The following is a 21,545-nucleotide window of genomic DNA, read 5'->3' on the forward strand; positions in this document are numbered from 1 at the left end:
TTTTGAAGTTGAAAACAGACAGCTTTAATTTTTTGAAGTATTACTTTTAGAAAATAATTATGGCTGCATTTTTTCATTATAATGTTTGCTAAAATATTTTGGATTCATCTTTCTTATCATTTATAACAACAGAAATGCAGATGCAGGAAGGAGATTTTTTCTTAAATTTATAACTAAAATTAAAAAAGAATAATTATCTCCGAGAATAAAACGTATCTTTAAGTTAGAAGAAATTGCCAAAATGCATTGCTTCATCAACACAACCAAGCGACAGAAAAATTGTCGCACTTACTTAAAAGCACTAAAATAGTTATACAATGAAATCACAATTAAATATCGATACCTATATAAATGATGAGGTTGTGAATACTAATGATCAATTTCTAAAAGATATTCTCGACGGACTTCATCAAAATCCAAAACACATGCAGTCTAAATATTTTTATGATAAAAAAGGAGATGCTCTTTTTCAGGAAATAATGGCTATGCCAGAATATTATCTTACACGATGTGAGATGGATATTTTTCAAAATAAAACACAAGAACTCGCCCATATTATTATAGACGATCAAAGTCCGTTTGAACTGGTAGAACTTGGCGCAGGCGATGCCTCAAAATCATTACATTTATTACAATATTTAAAAAAGGCAAAATCACAATTTACCTATATGCCAATAGATATTTCGGGTAATATATTGTCGGTTTTAGATGAAAAATTGCACGATAATATTCCTGATTTGGATATAACGCTGCTGGAAGGCGATTATTTTGATATGCTGAAAAAAACTTCTAAGCTGTCTGCCCGCAGAAAAGCCGTTTTGTTTTTAGGAAGCAATATAGGAAACATGGAACTTCATGAAGCAGCCGATTTCTGTAAACAATTGCGAAAAAACCTGAATAAAGGTGACATTGTTTTAGTTGGTTTTGATTTAAAGAAAGATCCTAAAATTATTCTAAATGCTTACAATGACCCAAAAGGCGTTACAGCAGCATTCAATCTTAATTTACTGGAAAGAATAAATAAAGAACTCAAAGCTAATTTTGATTTGAAACAATTTGAACATTATCAAAATTATGATCCTTTAAACGGTGCTTGCAGAAGTTATCTGGTAAGTCTTGAAGATCAAAATGTAAATATTGAAAATGAATCTTTCCACTTCAAAAAAGATGAAGTTATTTATATGGAAGTTTCTCAGAAATTTTCAATAGATGATATGGAGAAACTAGCACTTTCTTCTGGTTTTAAAACAATAAATACTATTACGGACAGCAAAGAATGGTTTGCAGACACTTTTTGGATTGCTGATTAATCATAACATTTTTATGAAAGAGTTTGAAACATTAAAAATAAATACTGAAAATCTTTTAAATCAGTATAAAAACATACGCGCACATTCTGAAGAAATCTGCCGACCACTCGAGATTGAAGATTATGTTGTACAACCGATTGTAGATGTAAGTCCTCCGAAATGGCATTTAGGACATACAACTTGGTTTTTTGAAACCTTTATTCTAATCCCAAATTTTAAGGGTTATAAAGAATACAATTCACAGTACAATTTTGTTTTCAATAGTTATTATGAAACTGTAGGAGCAAGGGTTGTACGTACCGATAGAGGAAATCTGAGTCGTCCGTCTGTAGCAGATGTTTACCGTTATCGCGCTTATGTGGATGAAAAAATGGAAGCATTTTTGCAAATTGGAGATTTAAAAGAAGATCTTATTTCTTTATTAGAATTGGGATTAAATCACGAACAGCAGCATCAGGAACTTTTGTATTATGATATAAAATATATTCTTGGGCATAACCCGCTTTTCCCACCTTATAGTAATAAAGTTGTTTTTGAAAAGAAAGAAATTCAAGCAACTGAATTTATTACTATGAAAGAAGGTATTTACGAAATTGGTTTTCAAGGAGAAGGTTTTAGTTTTGATAACGAATCAGCCAGACATAAATGCTATTTAGAAACTTACGAAATTTCCAGCACGCTGGTAAACAACGCAGATTATCTTCATTTTATTGAAGATGAAGGTTATTCTGATTTCCGACACTGGCATTCTGAAGGTTGGGATTGGGTAAAAACGCAAAATGCAAAAGCACCGCTATACTGGCATTTTATAGACGAAAAGTGGATGTATTATACTCTAAACGGATTACAAGAAATTGATCCTTTGGCACCAGTATGTCATATCAACTTTTATGAGGCTTCGGCTTATGCTGCCTGGAAAGGAATGCGTTTACCAACAGAACAAGAATGGGAAGCAGCTTCTGATCGTTTTAATTGGGGTGAACGCTGGGAATGGACGAATAGTGCCTATCTGCCATATCCAGGCTTTAAAAAAGAACCCGGAGCAATTGGAGAATACAATGGAAAATTTATGGTAAATCAATGGGTTTTAAGAGGCTCTTCTGATGCAACGCCTAAAAATCACAGCCGTAAAACTTATCGCAATTTCTTTCATCCAAGACTTCAGTGGCAGTTTAGCGGTATTCGCCTTGTCAAATAATAGTTACATTGCCTATGATTACAATAGACAGAGTCAGCAAAAATTTTAAGAATAAAATTGCTGTAGATGCCATTTCTTTTGAAGCAAAAGACAATGAAATTCTGGTAATTCTCGGTACAAGCGGTTGTGGTAAAACGACCACGCTTAAAATGATAAATAGACTAATTGAACCCGATTCAGGCTCTATTTTTATTGAAGGGAAAAATATACAAACCGTGCAAAAAGAAACGCTGCGAAGAAGTATAGGTTATGTCATGCAGCATTCCGGACTTTTTCCGCATTATACTGTGGCAGAAAATATTGCTGTTCTGCCCAGTCTTTTAAGATGGGACAAAGCAAAAACAGCTCAAAGAACGGATGCACTTTTAGAAAAACTAAATTTATCAGAAGAAATTCTCAAAAAAATGCCTCACGAACTCAGCGGAGGTCAGCAACAACGCGTAGGTATTGCCAGAGCCTTGATAGCCAACACACCAATACTTTTGATGGATGAACCTTTTGGCTCATTAGATACGATTACAAAAACCGCCATCCATAAAGAATTTAAATCTTTAGACGAACTTAAAAATAAAACCACAATTCTGGTTACGCACGATGTTCAGGAAGCTTTTGATCTTGGACACCGAATTTGTCTAATGGATAACGGTAGAATTATTCAGCAGGCAACACCGAAAGAGATTTTATATCAGCCTGCAAATGATTTTGTAAAAGATTTTTTTGCAGCACACCGTGTCATTTTAGAATATAAAATCACAAAATTTGAAGAGATAATTCCGTTTATTTCTAATACAATTATTTTGAATGAACAAACCGATTTAAATCAGGCAACAGTTTGGGATGTTCTTCAAAAATTCAGCATAGAAAACCGATATGCAGATCATTATCAGGAAGTATTAAAAGCTTTTGTTTCTTATAGAAAATTACAAACCGTATGAAACAAGAACAGAGTTTAGGACGGTTTGTTTATGAGCAGCATGAAAAATTGCTGGATCAGATTTTACAGCATCTTGGTCTGACTTTTTTATCGATTGTATTGGCAATAATCATTGGAGTTCCAATTGGGATATTAATCTCCCGCAGAAAAAAATTAGCCAGCGTAGTTTTAGGTACTGCGGGTGTTTTGCAAACCGTTCCCAGTATTGCACTTTTAGGATTTATGATTCCGCTTTTTGGCATTGGCGTTATGCCCGCAGTAATAGCACTTTTAATTTATGCTTTGCTGCCCGTGATTCGAAACACGCATACTGGAATTTTAGGTGTAAATCAATCTGTTATAGAAGCGGCAACTGCTTTGGGGATGAACAAATGGCAGCGTTTATTTAAAGTCGAATTACCTCTTGCGATGCCCGTAATAATTGCCGGAATACGCACCGCCGCAGTGATTAATGTGGGAGTAGCAACTCTGGCTTCATTTGTAGCGGCAGGAGGTTTAGGTGAATTTATTTTTGGTGGTATATCGCTCAATAATACCAATATGATTCTTGCAGGAGCAATTCCGGCAGCATTATTAGCTGTTCTTTTAGACCAATTGATCGCAATATTGCAACATTTGAATTTTAGGATTTTAAGAAAAATTCTAATAGCAATTTTCATTGTAATCATAATTGTTGGAATTTCCTTTTTATTAACTTTAAAAAATCAAAATAATGTGCTTAAAGCGGGATTTACGCCTGAATTTATGGGCCGTCAGGATGGTGATTTGGGATTGAGGTCTGTTTATGGATTAAATGCAAATCCAACGGTGGTAAGCGATGCAATTATGTACAAAGCGGCTTACGAAGGAAAACTCGATTTGATAAGCGGTTATTCTACCGATGGTCGTATCAAGGCATTTGATTTAAAAGTTTTAGAAGATGATAAAAAGATTTTTCCGCCTTATTTTGCAGCGCCGATTATTAAAACTTCAACATTAATAAAATTCCCTGATCTTGAAAATGTGCTGAATCTTTTGGCTGGAAAAATTAATGATGCAGTGATGACAGATCTTAATTATAAAACAGAATTACAGCATCAGATACCAGAAAAAGTGGCGAAAGATTTTTTATTGAAAGTGGGACTTTATAAAAAACCACGTTCAAGAAACGGCAAGATTTTGCGTATAGGATCGAAAATTTTTGGTGAACAATATGTTTTGGCAGAAATGTATAAAATGCTGATTGAGGGAAATACAGAATACAAAGTAGAAACCAAAACCGGACTTGGCGGCACGAAAATATGTTTTGACGCGCTGACAAATGATGCAATTGACTTTTATCTTGAATATACCGGAACCGGACTTTTAGTATTGTTACAGCCTTCTGCAGCTAAAATTGCAGAAGTAAGCGCAGACAGTCAAAAAACGTATGATTATGTACAAACAGAATTTAATAAAAAGTACGGTATCAAATGGCTGCAACCCATAGGATTTAATAACGCGTATGCATTGATGATGCGAAAACAACAGGCAGATAAATTGAATATTACAACAATATCTGATCTTAAAAAGTACCTCGACAGTAAAAATAATTAATTATAAAAGTATTTTATGGATTACAATTTTGATGAAATTATTGATAGAAAAAATACAAATGCTATAAAATGGGATGCATCGTCTTCAACTGATATTTTACCCATGTGGATTGCTGATATGGATTTTAAAACAGCTCCAGAAATAATAGAAGTTTTGCAAAATAGAGTTTCGCACGGTGTTTTTGGTTATACGCAAACCCCTGAAGAATTTTATATTTCGATACAAAACTGGTGGAAAAGAAGATATGAACTGTCGCTTGAAAAAGAATGGATAATTCCGGTAACAGGTGTAATTCCTGCTTTGTCTACAACAATACGTTCGTTAACAGAAAAAGGAGATAAAATCATAATACAACCTCCGGTTTACAATCATTTTTACAACAGTATAGAAAATTGCAATCGAGAAGTATCCGAGAATAACTTAATCTACGATAATGGAATTTATACTATTGATTTTGTAGATTTAGAAAGAAAAGCAACCGACCCTAAGGCAAAATTACTTCTTATCAGTAATCCGCATAATCCTGTGGGCAGAGTCTGGACAAAAGAAGAATTGCAACGCATTGCATTAATTTGCCAAAAGCATAATGTAATTGTGATTTCAGACGAAATACATTGTGATCTGGTATTTAGCGTATATAAACACATTTCTTTTGCTTCATTAGAAGATCAATATGCTTCAAATTCAATCACTTTAGCATCAATAAGTAAAAGTTTTAATTTGGCGGGTTTACAAGTTGGTTACATTTTTACAAAAAATGCCTCGCTTTACAACGAAATCAAGTATATTTTGCAAATGCAGGAAATGGAACTGTTAAGTCCTTTTGCAATAGAAGCACTTATAGCCGCTTATAATAAAGGCGAAAATTGGCTGGAAGAATTAAAAATATATCTTTACAATAATTACACTTTTCTACATCAATTTATCGCTTCAGAAATTCCGGAAATTAAAGTTGTACCGCTTCAGGCAACTTATTTGGTATGGCTGGATTGCAGTGCTTTAAAACCATCATCAGACGAAATTGCCATAACAATATTAGAAAAACAAAACCTTTGGATAAATTCAGGTACAATGTATGGTAATGAAGGCGAAGGTTTTCTGCGAATTAATATTGCTTGTCCACAAAAGATCCTTTCAGAAGGACTGGAAAGATTGAAAAAAGCATTAGTTAAAAGTGAAATTTAGCACATAGATTTAAGCATTAAATACGTTTTTAATCTGTTTAAAAAGAGATGTAAAAAAAAATCCCCCAGTTTCTAAGAAGAAACTGGGAGACAAAAATAAAAAGAAACACAACTTTCTTTTAGAATGAATATCTAACTCCAAATTGTCCTTGGAATCTAGATGCTAACTGATCTACAGTATAAGGCGTTGAACTTGGTTTTTGGAAAGTGTATGTTGGATCGCCAGTAGCTAATCCGCCAAGATTTCCTGATTTTGTCAAGCCAATACTTGCTGTTGAATTATAGGTGTTAGGAACGAAATAACTTCTTCCCCAATCTTTATTGATTAAGTTTCCAATATTTGCCATGCTGAATGAAAGTTGAAAAGTACCTACTTTAGTCACTTTGATTTCATCTGTTACTTTCATATCTGCAACAATGTTCCAAGGAGTTACGTCGCCATTTCTTTGTGTAAATGTTCCTCTTCTGCTTTTAAGATAATCGTTTCCGTTAATGAAAGCTTCGTAATCAGCAACTTGTTGTGCAGCTGTAGCAGAAGGTACTCCTGTTGAGCTTACACCAATATATTTGGCAGCTTCTGCAGCATCTTTAAAAATATAAGCTAAACCTGCAGCTTGTCCTGTTCCGGCAATTGTTGAATTAACAAATCCCCAAGAAAACGGGTTTCCTGATTGTGCATTAAAATAAACATTAGCAGATAATGTATTGTTTGGTGCTACTTTTACTGCATATCCAACATTAGAAACAATTCTGTGTTTGATATTAAAGTTAGAAGTTGCCAATTGTGGATCATTTGGAGTCAATGATTGATTCATTTGGAAGTTACTTTCCATAGAGTTACGAATTCCGTTTGTAACATCACGAGAATCTCCATAAGTATAAGCAACCATAAAATTAAATCCAAAATCGTATGTTTTTGAGATCATTTCAGTAATGCTGTATCGGTATCCTTTATTGGTGTTTGAAAGCAAATAAGCGTTAGATAGATTAGCATTGATATTCGCAGCATAAATCGGCATCTCATGATTTGTATCGTAAGAGAAATAAGTCGGATTATCTGTTTTATTTACTTGTTGAAACTCTAGATCACGAATTACTTTTGTGTAAATACCTTCTGTAGTAAATTTATATCCGTCAATTATTTTATCAAAAGCTAATGAATTTCTTAAAACCGCTGGCATCTTAAATTTATTGTCAACTAAATCTGCCTGTACTTTTGGCGTTGCATCATGATAACCATTAAGTCCGTTAGCTGCCAAAGGATCTCCGGCTGCCGCAACCTGAGCAGCTGTAAGGTTATTTTTGTCGTAACTTGCATATCCAACACCATCATTATAATATGCATAACCTAACCATGCAAAAGGAATTCTACCTGTAAATACTCCAGATCCACCTCTTATTACAAAAGTCTTATCATCGTCTACATTATAAGTAAATCCAAATCTAGGAGAAACAAGTGCACTAGTCAGGAAGTTGTTTTTAATCTGGCTTAAAGGCGTGTAATCGTAAGTTGTTCCGTAATTAGCATCTGTAGGAGAATTTTGAACCTGTTGGCTTAATTTTGGTTTGTTAGGCAAATCTGTATAATCGATACGTACACCTGGAACAATTTTTAATTTATTTCCAATTCTGATTTCATCCTGTACATAAGCACTGTAAAGATTTACATTGAATTTTGCATACGGATTATCGAAAATTTCGTCTCTTGAAGCACCATCAAACGGATAAGTTCCACGAACACGAGTAGGAAGTTTATTAAAGAAATCTGCCAGAGATTTATACGAAATTCTTCCGTTTAATGCATTTACAAAACCATAATTGATGTCGTAAAACTCATTGTGAGTACCAAATAAAAGCGTATGATTTCCTGTTTTGTAAGTTAGGTTGTCTGTGATTTCGGTAGTATTTTGTTTCATATTAAATACTGTTGCTTCACGATCATTTCCTAAGAAAATTGTTCCGCCATTGTAACCAATTTCTGTTTGGGGAAACATAACGTTACTTGATTTTGGATCACGATAATCTTTGATGGCGGAATAACTTGCAAGAAATGAGTTTGACCATTGGCTGTTAAAGTGGCTTTTTAATTCTAAAACGGTGCTAATAGCCTGGTTTTTTTGATTGAAATCCATACTAGCAAATCTGAAATTTGCAGCATCACGTTCCAGGTTTGTCGCTTGAGAAATTACGGTGTTATTTCTTAATGAAAGGGAATGTTTGTCACTGATTTTCCAATCTAATTTATTGAAAAACTTTTTACTGTTTGCAAAATTGTTGTAGGCACCAGAAGTTCCAGTATCAAATCCGTAATTTGCTTTTACAAAAGAAGAGATTTGATCTGCTGTTGCAACATCAATCAATGAAGCTACATTTCCGTTGGCATCTTTTTGACCTGCATTATAAAAAATAGGATCTGTTCTTTCCGCATATTCCATGTTGGTAAAGAAGAATAATTTATCTTTTATAATTGGTAAACCTAATCTAAATCCGATTTGATAATCACCAAAAGCTTTTGGCATTTTAGAACCGTCTCCGGCATTATTTGGTCCTGTGATTGCAGCACTTCTTCCATAACTGTAAATTGATCCCGTTACTTCGTTTGTACCGCTTCGCGTAACAGCATTTACACTTCCTCCTAAAAAGTTACCTAATTTAATGTCATAAGGAGCAATGTAAACTTGTATGTCCTGAATAGCATCTAAACTTATTGAGTTAGAACGCGTACTGCTTCCCGGCATTCCAGAAGTTCCGCCCTGACCACCCAAAGATGGGCTAAAACCAATTGCATCGTTATTTATAGAACCATCAATAGTTACGTTGTTGTATCTAAAGTTAGTACCTGCAAAAGAGTTGTTAGAACTTTGCGGAACCAATTTTGTAACGTCTTGTATTCCTCTGTTAATTAACGGAAGACCATTTACTTGTTTTTCGTTAATACTTGTACCATTATTTTTAGAAGAAGGTTTAGAACTTGTAATTACTACTTCTTCTAATACATTTTCTGATTTGTTTAATACAATTGCAGGAAGATCATTATCTCCAAGCGACAATTGTATGTTTGAATTGGTATAATCTTTTGCGTCTTTACTATTGATAATAATTTCGTAAGGCCCGCCGGCATTTAAGTTTTCGAAACTGTATCTTCCTTGTTTGTCAGTTTTTGTTCTGTAAACTGCATTTGTTGGAAGATGGGTTAATGTCACGTCAGCATCAATAACTGCACTTGTACCATCGTTAACTTTTCCAGATAACGATGAGGTTGTAATTTGGGCAAAAATGTTTCCTATTGTAAGAAGCATTAAAGCCGTAAATAAGAGTTTTAGTTTTGTCATGTTTTAAATTTTTTTACAAAGAAAATGTGTTTACTTCGATCAGATTTTAGGCTTCTGTTAACTTAAAATGATAAAACCTTTCTTTGTAACTAAAAAAAAACTTAATGTGTTCTTAATGCTGTAAATGTTATTCGTTTAAAATCAGTGTATTGTGTAATTAATTAAAAATAAACACATTAGGGTTGTATTTGAACAAGATTAGAGAAACATTAGAGTATTAAGAGAATGTTACCGATTGCAAAAACAGCAAAACGGTAAACGCAGTAACCAATGGTTTTTCGAAAAATAATTAAGGAAATAAAAGGGAAATACTAGTTCCTTTTTCGGGTTCAGAATCAAGTTCTAATGAAACATTGTGACGCTTTAATATCTGCAGGGTTATAAAAAGTCCTAATCCCTGACCTTTGATGTGTCGCGTGCGGTCACTTCTAAAAAAAAGATCAAAAATAGATTCTTTGTCTTTATCTGAAATTCCCGCTCCCTGATCTATAATTTTTATGAGAAGTTTATTTTTATGAATCAAAGCTATGACCTTAACCGGAGAAGGAGTAGAGAACTTAATAGCATTATCTATAATATTATATAATGCTATAAAAAGCAGGTGTTTGTTTGCGTAAACAGAAAGTAAATTCTCATTCTCGGCAATAGCATCAAAATTAACCGAAACTTTAGCTTCTGGATATTCGATGGCTTTCTTTTCGAGAACATTCCATAAAATTTCGTCGATTCTTACGGTTTCCATTTTTTCAGGTTCCGAAAGTTCCAGACCAGATAAAACCAGAAGTCCGTCTAATATTGATTTAAGATGGAAAGTATCTTTTCGTAGTGATTGCAGCACTTCTTCATATTGCTCGTTGGTTCTTGGCTGCTGTAACGATACATCAATATCGCCAATTATTATGGTAAGAGGAGTTTTTAGTTCATGCGAGGCATTTTTAAGAAAATTGTTCTGAATTTTAATCCCGTTTTCAAGTCTTTCTAAAAGATAATTAAAAGTAGTAATCAATTCTTTAATTTCATCTTTTCCGCTTGCTGTTGGAATTTCCAATCTCGAATGAAGATTTTCTGTTGTAATAGTATTTACTTTTGCAATAACTTCTTCAAAAGGTTTGAATGTCTGCCTTGACAAGAATCTTCCCAAAAGATAATTAAGCGGAATTCCTGCCAGATAGAAGATAATAAACATTAAACCCAAAAATTCTAATTGTCGGTTACCATTACGATCAATTCCAGACACAATGATTATAAAATCTCCTTGATTATCTTTATAATATAAACCTACAAATTGTCTTTTATTAATAGTAAAAGAAAGTGTTTTTTTCTTAATAATAGCATTCAGATACTTATCACCTAGATTAACACCGCTATGATCTTTTAGATAAAGCTTTTTGGTTTTGGCATTATAGATTCTAATCGATTGATTGTTAATCTTATTGTATTGAACTTCTATTTTTTGATAACGGGTACTGTCAGTTTCTGTGATTTCATCTTTTTCAAAATAAAAAAATGCAGTTAATAGCGCATTGTCTTCCAGTTTTTCAAAATAAAGATTTTTTAACTGATTTCTAAAAAGCAAAAACGAGCCCGCCATTACAAGTCCGACAGTAAAGGCAAAAAGCAATGTCGAATTAACCGATAATTTATTTTTAAGATTCATGAACCTTATTTTTTAACATATATCCGGTTCCTTTTATAGTATGAATGAGTGGCGTTTCGAAGTTTTTGTCGACCTTATTTCGCAAATAATTAATGTAAACATCAACAGTATTAGAACTCATATCAAGATCGAGATTCCAAACCGCTTCGGCAATTGCTATTCTGGATAAAGCTCTTTCTCTATTTTTCATAAAAAAGATCAAAAGTTTGAGTTCTCTCGAAGAAAGATTCAATTCTTTTCCGTCTCTAGAAGCGCTTTGTTCCTTCATATTAATTTCGATTCCGGCATACGATTGAAAATCTAGAATTCCGTTGCTAAATTCAGATCGGCGTAGCTGCGCATTGATTCGCGCCAGAAGTTCTTCAAACAAAAAGGGTTTTGCCAGATAATCATCGGCTCCGGCTTGAAGTCCTTTTATTTTTTCATGCGGTGTGTCCAGCGCACTCAGAATAAGAATCGGAATTATTATTTTTCTGGTTCTTAAAACTTCACAAACCTCAAAACCAGTAATATCAGGAAGCATAACATCAAGAATAATTAAGTCAAAGGTATTTTCCATTACTTCATTAATGGCATCAAAACCTTTCGAAACATTTTTTACCTGATAAAGCTGTTCTTCAAGTCCTCTTATAATAAAGGAAGCAACTCTAGGATCGTCTTCTACCAGCAAAATTTTATTCATGATGTAACATAGATTTAAATCCAAATATCATTAAAAATAATAGAATTAGCAAGATTAATTTAGTGTGAATATGGCAGGGCAAATTTAAAAGCACTGCTTTTATCTTATTCATTTTCTACACAAATTTACCGTTGCGCAATTTTAGTAGTTTCAATTCTAATTTCCAGAAGTTGTAATCACGCGTTCAAAACGTCCGTGATGGCTTATTGAAACGTCTTTGATTTTATTTTTAGAAGTAGAAATCAGATAGGGAATGCCTTTTTCGTCTTTTACAATTCCTTTTTTTTCTACCTCAATTATGTTGTTTAGAACTTCGAGACTGATTGCTGCTGTGCTGTAAATGTTTTCAGAGGTAATGACTGTTTTAGTGTAATATTTATTTTCATTACATATTACAACACCCTGAACGTTAAACGAATCTAATTTGATTATTGAGCATGAAAGTTTTTTAGGGATATACTCCCTAATTTTAGTTTGGCGGTTATAAATTTTATAAGCAGCTTCTTTCATGCTCCATAAAATCCAGATCATGATTTCAGGGTCATGATAGTTTTTTATAAGCTGCTGTTCTCTATCGGTAAAAAGTTTTTCTGTAAAACCTTTACGCTGCCAATTACTTTCTATACGGGACTGATGAAGATCTATTACATCATTGCCGATCATTTTGCTGCAAGTTTTGTTTCTATAATTTCTACGGCAGTTTTAACATCAAGCATACGTTCCATATCCGTATTATCAATTATAATATCAAATTGTTCTTCAATGTCGAGGATTATATCAACCAAATTGGCAGAATTAATTTTTAGATCATTAATAAAATCAGTTTCTTCCGTAAGATTTTCGTGTGCTTCTGTATTTGCTGCATAAGGTTTTATAATACCTTTTAATTTCTCGGTAAGTTCTTTTCTATCCATTTTAATTTTCAAATTTTTTAAATATTACGCATGCGTTTACATCTCCAAAACCAAAACTGGCTTTGGCAATTATTTTTGGATTATTATAGGTTGTTTTTAAAAGTACTTTTGAAGGATCAATCAGAGCAGCAATTTCAGGATGAAGATCGGCGCAATTTTTATTTCCAAACAAAAAACCTTCATAAATTTGCAGTACAGCTGCGACACTTTCGATACTTCCCGAAGCACTTAAACAATGACCTGTAAGACTTTTTAAAGAATTAGTATACGGAAAATCAATTCCACTTCGTTCCAATGCCTTTGTCCAGTTTTCAATTTCCAGACTGTCTTTTGTTGTCGCTGTTAAGTGGCCATTTATCGCATCAATATCATTTGAATTTATTCCAGAATTGACAATAGCATTTTCGATGCATTTCTGAACGGCAGTACTGTTGGGAGCTGTCATACTGCCACCGTTACGTTGTCCGCCAGAATTTACATTACCGCCCAATATTTCGGCATAAATTAAAGCATTTCGTGCCAAAGCACTTTCCAGATCTTCAACTACTACTGCGCCTGCACCGCTTCCAGGAACAAATCCCGCAGCAGAAGCGCTCATTGGTCTTGAACCTTCCTCCGGATTTTTGTTATATTTTGAAGGACAAACCCGAAGCGCATCAAATCCAGCCCAAATATACGGACCGCTGTCTGAGGTGCTTCCCGCAAGTATACGTTTTGCCTGTCCGGATTGTATTCTGTCATACGCCATCAAAATAGCTTCGGTGCCGGTTGTGCAGGCAGACGAATTTGTAGTCAGCTGATTCCCAAGTCCTATTTTTCCTCCAAGATAAGCACTTACACCACTGTTCATAGTTTGTGCAACAACAGTACTGCCAAGTCTGCGAGTTTGCAACTCATCAATTTTATAGATGCTTTCGCGAAATTTATCTATGCCCGATGTACCAGAACCAAAAATAGCACCACTATCCCAATCCGGATTTTCGTTTAGAGGCAAGCCTGCATTCGTCCAGGCTTCCATACCTGCAATAACGCCGTATAAAATACCGGTGCTGTTAAATCCGCGGAGTTCGAGTTCAGTAAAATATTGCGCTTTTAATTCATCGGATATTTGGGGTTGTCCACTAATCTGACACGAAAACTGCAATTCCTCAAGCTGCGAATTATGACGAATGCCTGAAACTCCGTTTTTAATCGCTTCCGAAAATGCGGGAATCCCAACACCGTTTGGTGCAGCTACGCCAAGACCTGTTATTACGATTCGTTTTTTCATAATTTTTGAGTTATCATTCCTGCCAGAATACCTCTGCAAACTTCTTGTCCAGCTTCATTTGTCATCACTGCACTGCATTTTAGTTTTCCGAAGCGAAAGAAAATTTTCTGTGAGCTTACCGTTACTTTTTCACTCGGATAAACCGGTTTTAAAAATTCCATATCCGCAGAAGTAAAGGCAATTACGGTATCTTTTTTAAGATCATTTCCAAGTAAATATATTCCCAAACAAACCATTCCTATTTGCGCCATTGTTTCGGTTAAAATGACACCCGGCGTAACAGGATTATCCTTAAAATGACCTTTATAAAAATCAAGTTCTTTTTTAAAAGTAAATGTTCCTGTTGCTCCATTTTCATCTGCATGCAGGAGTTCATCTACAAATAAAAAAGGCTCGCTGTAAGGAAGCTGTTTTATAATATCAGTTAATTCCATAATTTCTAAATATTACCATTGCAACAAAATTCGCTGTGCCGAAAATCCGGGACCAAAACTCAGCATTAATCCTTTTTCTCCTTTTTTGGGATTACGATTCATAATTTGTTCTAAAACATACAAAACAGTCGCACTCGACATATTGCCATATTGTCTGAGAACTTCTTTAGTATCATCAATATTTTTATCCAATCCAGAAAAAAGTTCCTCAACGGTGTTGACAATTTTTTTTCCGCCGGGATGAAATATCAGATGATCAATATCTTTAATATCAAGATTGTTTTGTTTTAAAAAAGGATGAATAATGTCGCCAAAATGACTGGCAATAGTGTCCGGCACTTCAATATCCAAAACCATTTGCAAACCTTTGTTGGTGAGTTTAAATCCCATCATATGTTCTGCATCGTAAAAATGATACATTTGTTCATCCAGAATTTCGGGTCCATTATCATCTTCTTGAGAAGACAAAAGACAACAAGCTGCACCGTCGCCAAAAATCGCAGCGCTGACAATATTCGGCATCGAAAAATCATCAAGCTGAAATGTAGCAGTAGGTGATTCTACAGCAATTACTGCAGCGCGTTTTCCCGGATTTGATTTTAGGAAATTCTTCGCATATATAATTCCTGATATTCCGGCAGCACAGCCCATTTCCGTAACTGGAAGACGTACAATATCCTGACGCAGCTTCATTTTATTGATGAGGTAAGCATCTAACGATGGAATCATAATTCCTGTACAGCTTACCGTAATAATGTAATCCAAACTCTGAGGTTCCCAACCAGTTTTTTCTAATGCTTTTTCAAGAACCTGATGTCCTAGAACAATCATTTCCCGACTGTAAATATCATTTTTTTCTTCAAATGAAGTTGCAGTAAAAACTTCCGAAGGTTCCATGATAGAGTAGCGTTTATCTACCGCCGCGCCTTCAAATATTTTTTTTACTTTTTTAATAAAACGCTCTTCCTGTCCTTCCAGCCAGACATCCAAAAAAGGAAGAATATCTTCTGTTGCACGTGAATATTGCGGAAGCTGTTTAACAGCTGTTATTATCTTTACACTCATATCTTTATAATTATCCACTGGTAGCGAAAAGCCCATTTCCAGCTTATGGTATAGTTTTTAAAATTTAGTTTTTTGGAGAAATCCTCCAGTTCATTCTTTTTAAACCCTCTTAGAATAGAAACCAGTCCGTCTTTGCGCGACATGTCATTCAGGTTAAAAATGCTGCAAATTATTTCAAAGAGTCGGTATGCTGTTTTACTGCGTTGCAGATCGTTTACTACAATTCCTGTTGAAACATTATTATAAATTTGTTTTAGAACGTCTTCTATTTGCGTACTTGTAAAATGGTGCAGGGTTAAGGTGCATAATCCGATATCATATTTCAGAGAATTAAATTCAGAGCTAAAAATATCCAAACATTTATATTCAATATTTTGAAATTCTTTAGAAAGATCTTCGGCATAACGTATAGTAAAAGCATTAGCATCTATGCCTATTAATTTAAAAATGCGTCCATTTTTTTTACCATATCGAGCCAGCATACGGAGCATATCGCCGTTACCACAGCCAATATCTACAATGGTTACAGGTAAAGAAATATCTGTTTTTGCCAGTAACTTTTTTAATCCATGAAGCGTTAGTTTATTACCTCCTAACAACTGGTTGATTTTTGCAATTTGGTTTAGAGCATCAATTAATTCTGCGCCTTCAAGCAAAAAATCGTCCATTATCTCCGTTTCTTCAGTTCTATATTTGGTGCTTAGACTCATTTAGTTAATTGTTATGGGGCTGCCATGTGTCTGCCTGATTATTTTTGAAAGTAAAAACGGCATTGATGCAGTGGCTGTTGTCATTATAGATGTAAAAGTTTTGTATGTTAAGGCATTGGCTAAAAGCCTGCCGATAAACAATCTCCTGCTAAAATGTTTTTTCCATTCCTTGGTATACTTTTTTTCTAATAAAATGTGTGATTCTATTTTACCGCTGTAAAAATCCAAGACCAGTTCTGCTGCAATTTTTGCGCTGTGTATTGCCATTGCCATTCCGTTACCGCACATAGGATGTATAAGGCCTGCTGTATCGCCAATCATTAAAATATGATTTTCTACAGGACTTTTTTTGTCAAATGAAATTTGGCTGATGGTAAGTGGTTTTTCGAAAACAGGAGTGGAACTTTCAAAAATAGATCTTAACTTTTTGTTTTTGAATACTACTTCTTTTTGATAATCATCTATGTTTTTATATTTTTTAAAAGTTTCATAATCGGCCAGATAACATATATTTATAATGTTTTTCTCCACAACCGAAACGCCGCAATAACCACCCTGAAAATTATGCAGCGCTACAAGACTATTGTCAAATTCTCCGGTATAATGACCTTTTACGGCTAACCACGGAGATTTTTTAGCAATAAAATTTCGAGCCAGAACCTGATCAATATTAGATCTTTTTCCGTAAGCTCCCAACACAATTCTGGAAGTCAAAACCTGCTGTGAAGTTTTTACAGTAAAAATGTTATCATCAAAAGAAACATTGGTTACGTTTTCTATAATTACAGTACAGCCATTTTCTAATGCCTTTTCATATAAAAAATTATCGAGCGTATAACGACTGATTCCAAAACCGCCTAATGGAAGTTTGGTGCGGGCTGTTTTACCATTTTCTGCCGAAAATTCAAAATTTGAGATATAAGACGGCTGTAGTTCTGAAACGTTTATGCCAAGCCACTGAAGGTATGGTAAGATTTCATTTGAAATATATTCGCCACAAACTTTATGTCGCAGATAAGGAGATTTTTCGATAAGAGTTACATTTAATCCTTTTTTAGATAAATGCAGTGCACCTGCGAGACCGGCAAGGCCTCCACCAATTATTAGTACATCTGGATTTACTCTCATACTACCAATTTACTCATAAAATATCAAATGATGTTAATGATTGAAGATAAAAATATTCTCTGCAGGTTAAAATATTTTCGCTATAAGTTTTTGATATTGAAATATTTATAATATCTTTAACATTGCACATGGGAATTATGTAAGATTTGTTTATAATTTTGCAAGCGACAAATCAGTTATATATTAAGATCCCAAATCTGCTGTTTAACTTTAGTTACTATAATTTATGAGAATACTTTTTATAGCACTTCTTTTATCTTTGAGTTCTTTTACAACTTTTAATGTAACGAACAAAAAAGTAATTTTATCTGAGATTGAATATACAAGACTCAACGAACATGTAAACGAAATTAAATCTTGTACTGCTGCTAACAAAGGTTACAGCAGGAAAATTGCTTTTCTGGTTGACATGAAAATCAAATCTGGAAAGAACCGTTTTTTTGTTTACGATCTGGAGAAAAATGAAATTATTGACCAAGGGCTGGTAGCTCACGGATCAGGTTCAGAAACTGGAATAAAAGGCGATATCCTTCAATTTAGCAATCTTCCTAATTCTAACTGCACATCACTTGGCAGATATTCTGTAGAGAAATCTTATAAAGGTGTTTTCGGAAAAGCCTTTAGACTTGCAGGTTTAGACGAAAGCAACAGCAACGCTATGAAAAGAGCGGTAGTTCTGCACTGTTATAAAGAAGTTCCAGATGATGAAAAGGAATATTATATCATCAATAGCCACGGCTGCCCTATGGTTAGTGAGCAGTTTTTTAAGAGATTAGAAAAAATTATTGATAGTTCGGATTCTAAAATAATGCTGTCTGTTTATTATTAAATAAAAGCCATCACAGCTAAAATATAAATACAAAAAAAGAGCTTCAAAGCTCTTTTTTTCGTTTATAGTGGTTTCGGAGCAAACAACCATTCCATCAATTACTTTTTTTCATTTTTAAGTTTCACGTTGAATTTACCTTGATAAGGATTATCTGCCATTTGTGAATGTCCGATAACCAAAATATAATTTCCTTTTTGCTCGAGCTTAATTTTTAAATCCATTCCAAAAGGTCCGTCTGAGCTTTTATCGGGAGAAATAATTTGATTAAAACGAATATTTCCTTTACCTGCAGCAGGAACGATTTCTGCTGTAAGTTCTGCAGGCTCTTCATTTTTAAATTTTAAGTATATTTTAGAATGAATAGAATCTAAAGCGCTTTCTGCAGTATAAAAGCCTTTTTCATCTTTAAAATTCATAAAGATAGTGTCGCCTGTCTGCTTATTGTATTCTTTACTTACCACTTTGCTTTTCTCCGTTTGATTTGTATCTGAAACCATGATAGAAGTAGAAGTGTTTTTGTTTTCTTTCTGCTGGCATGAAAGAAAAAACACAGCGATTAGAAGCATTAAGAGATTTTTCATAATAGTATTTTTTAATATAGCATCTCAAATTTACTTCCTTTTCATGAAAGTGTGTTACATAATAACATTTGGATTTTGTATCAATAAATAATTATTATCTCTTTTTATTGGGCTTTAATTTAAATAGCTCTTCAATAAGTTAGCAGAAAAAGGATCCATAATTTCTTTTAAATCAAATCTTCTTTTATTAGACATTACTAATCCTGAAAGATTAATTGGCTGGAATTGCAGGCTTTTTAAAAAAGCTCTTACAGTGTTTTTTGAATCTGCATGATCTGCTATAAAAAAGATTTCATCATCTTTTTTGTGTAATTCAGCAGTATTTATCTGCAGTTTTATTGGATTAAATAATTTAACGACATGCGCAGTAGGCAGTATAGAGGCAGTAATTTTATAAGTGAGAGCATTAGTAATACCCGATAGCAAATATTGTGGGTCAAATACAAGATTGCTTGAGTGAACCACTATTTTTCCTGTCATATCAGGTAAAGCATTAAGTACTGTTTCAAGATCATCTTTGGGAATAAACAGCAGTATAATATCCGCAGAAGCAGCCTTTTGTATCGTTGTGAGTTCTATATTGGCTTCCATTCTTTCAATGGTTTCCTGCACAAGGCTATTACCTCGGGGATTGTGTATTAAAATATCATATCCGGCTTGAGCAGATCTGCGTGCCAATTCAAGAGTTAAGCTTCCAATTCCTATAATTCCTATTTTCATATCTGTGAAATTAATTCTTATTCCATTTTAATACATTGTTAGGATGATGTCGATAGGAATTTATTTAACCACTTATATTTTAGTATATTACCGTATTCATCTTGGATATAAATTTATTAAAACGGAATAAGATACGAGTAGGTATTTCTACCTGTTTATAATTTATTTTCACTGTAATGACTTTGCTCAGAATTTCAGAATTAATATAGCATTCAATGTTATTTTTTACACTCAAATAGTCTTTATTACAAAACTTGATTCGTAATATTTGTTATCTTTATTAGATTCAATAATTTACACATTTAGACTATGGATAATTTGAAAGCAGTAAAAACTTCTATTGACAATATTTTCGTTAATGAAAGTGAAATTCCTGAACAATACAATGTACCGGTCATTCACCAGCGTGAATATCTTCTCAATGGCGAAATAGTGCCATGGAACGGACCGGTTACTGAAATTTTTTCTCCTGTATTTGTAAACGGTAGTGCAGGCCTGGAACGCCGGCTTTTAGGATCGGTTCCACATACAACTTCAAAAGAAGCAATAGAAGCCATGAATGCAGCAGTTGCGGCCTATGATGATGGTCAGGGTATTTGGCCGACTATGAGTGTTGAAGACAGAATAAAATGCATGCAGAAATTTGTAGGTCTCATGATTGAACAAAGAGATCTTGTAATTAAATTGCTGATGTGGGAAATTGGTAAAAGCAATCCTGATTCTACGAAGGAATTTGATAGAACTGTTGAATACATTGACGCAACAATTGATGCATTGAAAGATTTAGACAGACAATCTTCCAGATTTGAACAAGCAGAAGGAATTCTGGCACAAATAAGACGTTCTCCACTGGGAGTTGTGCTAAGTATGGGACCATTTAATTATCCGTTAAATGAAATTTTCACCACTTTAATACCGGCGCTTATAATGGGAAATACGATTTTATTTAAACTTCCTAAACATGGCGTTTTGGCGCATTACCCGTTATTAAAGGCTTTTAAAGAGGCTTTTCCGCCTGGGACGGTAAATACGCTTTATGGAAGAGGTGCTGAGATTATTTCGCCGCTTATGGAAAGTGGAAAAGTCAATGTATTAGCTTTTATTGGATCCAGTAAAGTGGCTAATGGCTTAAAGAAACTGCATCCGCAGGCCAATAGACTTCGTTCTATTTTAAGTCTTGATGCGAAGAATGCAGCTATAGTAACAAAACATGCTGATCTTGATGTAGCAGTAAACGAGTGTCTTCTAGGTTCTTTGTCATTTAATGGACAGCGATGTACAGCGTTAAAACTTATATTCGTACAAAAAGAGATTGCCGATACTTTTGTGAAGAAGTTAAGTGATGCCGTTGCCGCGCTTAAACCCGGACTGCCGTGGGACAAAGACGTAAAAATCACACCGCTTCCAGAAGTAGATAAACCAGATTATCTAAAGAAATGTATTGAAGATGCAGTTGCTAAAGGTGCAAAAGTTATTAATGAAAATGGCGGTTACACGAATAACTCTTTTGTTTTTCCGGCGGTAGTATATCCTGTTAATGATACGATGACATTGTATCACGAAGAACAATTTGGGCCAATTATTCCTGTAGTTCCTTTTGATTCTATTGAGGAGCCAATTCAATACCAAATTAATGCAAATCATGGAATGCAGGTTAGTATTTTTAGTGAAGATCCGGCCGAAGTTTCTAAACTTATTGATCCATTTGTAAATTTAGTGAGCAGAGTCAATATTAATTGTCAGTCACAAAGAGGGCCAGATGTTTTTCCATTCACAGGAAGAAAAGACAGTGCCGAAGGAACATTGTCAATATCAGATGCCTTAAGGTCTTTTTCAATACGTTCGCTTGTCGCTACAAAAGCTACTGAAGCCAATAAGAAATTATTCAATTCAATAGTGCACGATCACGACTCCAATTTCTTAAGTACAGATTATATTTTTTAAAATTAATTTAAATTTTACAGAAGCGCCATCTAGATAATGGCGCTTTTTTGTTGTAGTAATATCAGTAATTTTTATCTG

19 protein-coding genes are annotated in these 21,545 nt (G+C 34.1%); 7 read left to right on the forward strand and 12 right to left on the reverse strand.

The genetic code is table 11. The features are described from left to right. Window positions 1-317 precede the first annotated feature (317 nt). From egtD to EV144_RS14630, 5 genes are read left to right on the forward strand one after another with little or no spacing between them, the layout of a single operon-like run. The gene (gene egtD, locus EV144_RS14610) at window positions 318-1,310 is read left to right on the forward strand and encodes an L-histidine N(alpha)-methyltransferase (RefSeq protein ID WP_134149885.1); all 993 of its coding nucleotides are present in this window, start codon (window positions 318-320) and stop codon (window positions 1,308-1,310) included. A gap of 13 nt (window positions 1,311-1,323) precedes the next feature. Beyond that, window positions 1,324-2,508 (forward strand): ergothioneine biosynthesis protein EgtB, encoded by a 1,185-nt coding sequence (gene egtB / locus EV144_RS14615; RefSeq protein ID WP_134149886.1) that lies wholly within the window; start codon window positions 1,324-1,326, stop codon window positions 2,506-2,508. A gap of 14 nt (window positions 2,509-2,522) precedes the next feature. Beyond that, the gene (locus tag EV144_RS14620) at window positions 2,523-3,443 is read left to right on the forward strand and encodes an ABC transporter ATP-binding protein (RefSeq protein WP_134149887.1); all 921 of its coding nucleotides are present in this window, start codon (window positions 2,523-2,525) and stop codon (window positions 3,441-3,443) included. Continuing rightward, complete coding sequence (locus tag EV144_RS14625) at window positions 3,440-5,017, forward strand: ABC transporter permease/substrate-binding protein (RefSeq protein WP_134149888.1); 1,578 nt, start codon at window positions 3,440-3,442, stop codon at window positions 5,015-5,017. Before EV144_RS14620 ends, EV144_RS14625 begins: the two co-directional genes overlap by 4 nt. 15 nt (window positions 5,018-5,032) lie before the next feature. Next, on the forward strand, window positions 5,033-6,202 hold the full coding sequence (locus tag EV144_RS14630; protein ID WP_134149889.1) for a MalY/PatB family protein: 1,170 nt from the start codon (window positions 5,033-5,035) through the stop codon (window positions 6,200-6,202). Between the two features lie 118 nt (window positions 6,203-6,320). On the opposite strand, the gene EV144_RS14635 is transcribed toward EV144_RS14630, so the two are convergent. The 10 genes from EV144_RS14635 to EV144_RS14680 form a co-directional block, all read right to left on the reverse strand. Continuing rightward, window positions 6,321-9,533, reverse strand: coding sequence for a TonB-dependent receptor (locus EV144_RS14635; protein ID WP_134149890.1), 3,213 nt, complete (start codon window positions 9,531-9,533; stop codon window positions 6,321-6,323). 289 nt (window positions 9,534-9,822) lie between these two features. Further along, window positions 9,823-11,190 carry a sensor histidine kinase gene (locus EV144_RS14640; protein ID WP_134149891.1) on the reverse strand — a complete coding sequence of 456 codons (1,368 nt, stop codon included), beginning with the start codon at window positions 11,188-11,190 and terminating at the stop codon, window positions 9,823-9,825. Continuing rightward, window positions 11,180-11,872, reverse strand: a complete 693-nt coding sequence (locus tag EV144_RS14645) for a response regulator transcription factor (RefSeq protein WP_134149892.1) — start codon at window positions 11,870-11,872, stop codon at window positions 11,180-11,182. The genes EV144_RS14640 and EV144_RS14645 overlap by 11 nt, the downstream gene beginning before the upstream one ends. A 156-nt stretch (window positions 11,873-12,028) precedes the next feature. Continuing rightward, on the reverse strand, window positions 12,029-12,535 hold the full coding sequence (locus EV144_RS14650; protein ID WP_134149893.1) for a 4'-phosphopantetheinyl transferase superfamily protein: 507 nt from the start codon (window positions 12,533-12,535) through the stop codon (window positions 12,029-12,031). Continuing rightward, window positions 12,532-12,786 carry an acyl carrier protein gene (locus EV144_RS14655; RefSeq protein WP_134149894.1) on the reverse strand — a complete coding sequence of 85 codons (255 nt, stop codon included), beginning with the start codon at window positions 12,784-12,786 and terminating at the stop codon, window positions 12,532-12,534. Before EV144_RS14655 ends, EV144_RS14650 begins: the two co-directional genes overlap by 4 nt. A gap of 1 nt (window position 12,787) precedes the next feature. Continuing rightward, window positions 12,788-14,056, reverse strand: coding sequence for a beta-ketoacyl-[acyl-carrier-protein] synthase family protein (locus EV144_RS14660; protein ID WP_134149895.1), 1,269 nt, complete (start codon window positions 14,054-14,056; stop codon window positions 12,788-12,790). Continuing rightward, window positions 14,053-14,490: a 3-hydroxyacyl-ACP dehydratase FabZ family protein gene (locus EV144_RS14665; RefSeq protein WP_134149896.1), complete on the reverse strand. Its 438-nt coding sequence runs from the start codon at window positions 14,488-14,490 to the stop codon at window positions 14,053-14,055. The genes EV144_RS14660 and EV144_RS14665 overlap by 4 nt, the downstream gene beginning before the upstream one ends. Before the next feature lie 12 nt (window positions 14,491-14,502). Further along, entirely contained in the window at window positions 14,503-15,555 is a 1,053-nt protein-coding gene (locus EV144_RS14670) for a type III polyketide synthase (protein ID WP_134149897.1), read from the reverse strand. Further along, window positions 15,552-16,265: a methyltransferase domain-containing protein gene (locus EV144_RS14675; protein WP_134149898.1), complete on the reverse strand. Its 714-nt coding sequence runs from the start codon at window positions 16,263-16,265 to the stop codon at window positions 15,552-15,554. Before EV144_RS14675 ends, EV144_RS14670 begins: the two co-directional genes overlap by 4 nt. Next, window positions 16,266-17,393 carry an NAD(P)/FAD-dependent oxidoreductase gene (locus EV144_RS14680; protein ID WP_134149899.1) on the reverse strand — a complete coding sequence of 376 codons (1,128 nt, stop codon included), beginning with the start codon at window positions 17,391-17,393 and terminating at the stop codon, window positions 16,266-16,268. A gap of 226 nt (window positions 17,394-17,619) precedes the next feature. Here EV144_RS14680 and EV144_RS14685 point away from each other — a divergent pair, with 226 nt between their 5' ends. Further along, window positions 17,620-18,222, forward strand: coding sequence for a murein L,D-transpeptidase catalytic domain-containing protein (locus EV144_RS14685; RefSeq protein ID WP_134149900.1), 603 nt, complete (start codon window positions 17,620-17,622; stop codon window positions 18,220-18,222). A 98-nt stretch (window positions 18,223-18,320) separates the two neighbouring features. Here EV144_RS14685 and EV144_RS14690 read toward each other — a convergent pair whose 3' ends face one another. Continuing rightward, window positions 18,321-18,803, reverse strand: a complete 483-nt coding sequence (locus EV144_RS14690) for a hypothetical protein (RefSeq protein WP_134149901.1) — start codon at window positions 18,801-18,803, stop codon at window positions 18,321-18,323. Window positions 18,804-18,917: 114 nt separating this feature from the next. Further along, window positions 18,918-19,523: an NAD(P)-binding domain-containing protein gene (locus tag EV144_RS14695; protein WP_134149902.1), complete on the reverse strand. Its 606-nt coding sequence runs from the start codon at window positions 19,521-19,523 to the stop codon at window positions 18,918-18,920. A 309-nt stretch (window positions 19,524-19,832) separates the two neighbouring features. On the opposite strand from EV144_RS14695, the gene EV144_RS14700 reads away from it, so the two are divergent. Further along, window positions 19,833-21,467 carry an NADP-dependent glyceraldehyde-3-phosphate dehydrogenase gene (locus EV144_RS14700; RefSeq protein WP_134149903.1) on the forward strand — a complete coding sequence of 545 codons (1,635 nt, stop codon included), beginning with the start codon at window positions 19,833-19,835 and terminating at the stop codon, window positions 21,465-21,467. Window positions 21,468-21,545: the final 78 nt, after the last annotated feature.

The sequence above is a fragment of the Flavobacterium sp. 270 genome, assembly GCF_004368785.1.
Lineage (GTDB): Bacteria > Bacteroidota > Bacteroidia > Flavobacteriales > Flavobacteriaceae > Flavobacterium.

Coding starts and splice junctions, on each gene's coding strand:
- EV144_RS14660 (WP_134149895.1), bottom strand. CDS start 14,056: ATGAAAAAACGAATCGTAATAACAGGTCTTGGCGTAGCTGCACCAAAC.
- egtB (WP_134149886.1), top strand. CDS start 1,324: ATGAAAGAGTTTGAAACATTAAAAATAAATACTGAAAATCTTTTAAAT.
- EV144_RS14620 (WP_134149887.1), top strand. CDS start 2,523: ATGATTACAATAGACAGAGTCAGCAAAAATTTTAAGAATAAAATTGCT.
- egtD (WP_134149885.1), top strand. CDS start 318: ATGAAATCACAATTAAATATCGATACCTATATAAATGATGAGGTTGTG.
- EV144_RS14670 (WP_134149897.1), bottom strand. CDS start 15,555: ATGAGTGTAAAGATAATAACAGCTGTTAAACAGCTTCCGCAATATTCA.
- EV144_RS14675 (WP_134149898.1), bottom strand. CDS start 16,265: ATGAGTCTAAGCACCAAATATAGAACTGAAGAAACGGAGATAATGGAC.
- EV144_RS14645 (WP_134149892.1), bottom strand. CDS start 11,872: ATGAATAAAATTTTGCTGGTAGAAGACGATCCTAGAGTTGCTTCCTTT.
- EV144_RS14690 (WP_134149901.1), bottom strand. CDS start 18,803: ATGAAAAATCTCTTAATGCTTCTAATCGCTGTGTTTTTTCTTTCATGC.
- EV144_RS14680 (WP_134149899.1), bottom strand. CDS start 17,393: ATGAGAGTAAATCCAGATGTACTAATAATTGGTGGAGGCCTTGCCGGT.
- EV144_RS14700 (WP_134149903.1), top strand. CDS start 19,833: ATGGATAATTTGAAAGCAGTAAAAACTTCTATTGACAATATTTTCGTT.
- EV144_RS14655 (WP_134149894.1), bottom strand. CDS start 12,786: ATGGATAGAAAAGAACTTACCGAGAAATTAAAAGGTATTATAAAACCT.
- EV144_RS14640 (WP_134149891.1), bottom strand. CDS start 11,190: ATGAATCTTAAAAATAAATTATCGGTTAATTCGACATTGCTTTTTGCC.
- EV144_RS14630 (WP_134149889.1), top strand. CDS start 5,033: ATGGATTACAATTTTGATGAAATTATTGATAGAAAAAATACAAATGCT.
- EV144_RS14635 (WP_134149890.1), bottom strand. CDS start 9,533: ATGACAAAACTAAAACTCTTATTTACGGCTTTAATGCTTCTTACAATA.
- EV144_RS14665 (WP_134149896.1), bottom strand. CDS start 14,490: ATGGAATTAACTGATATTATAAAACAGCTTCCTTACAGCGAGCCTTTT.
- EV144_RS14650 (WP_134149893.1), bottom strand. CDS start 12,535: ATGATCGGCAATGATGTAATAGATCTTCATCAGTCCCGTATAGAAAGT.
- EV144_RS14685 (WP_134149900.1), top strand. CDS start 17,620: ATGAGAATACTTTTTATAGCACTTCTTTTATCTTTGAGTTCTTTTACA.
- EV144_RS14695 (WP_134149902.1), bottom strand. CDS start 19,523: ATGAAAATAGGAATTATAGGAATTGGAAGCTTAACTCTTGAATTGGCA.
- EV144_RS14625 (WP_134149888.1), top strand. CDS start 3,440: ATGAAACAAGAACAGAGTTTAGGACGGTTTGTTTATGAGCAGCATGAA.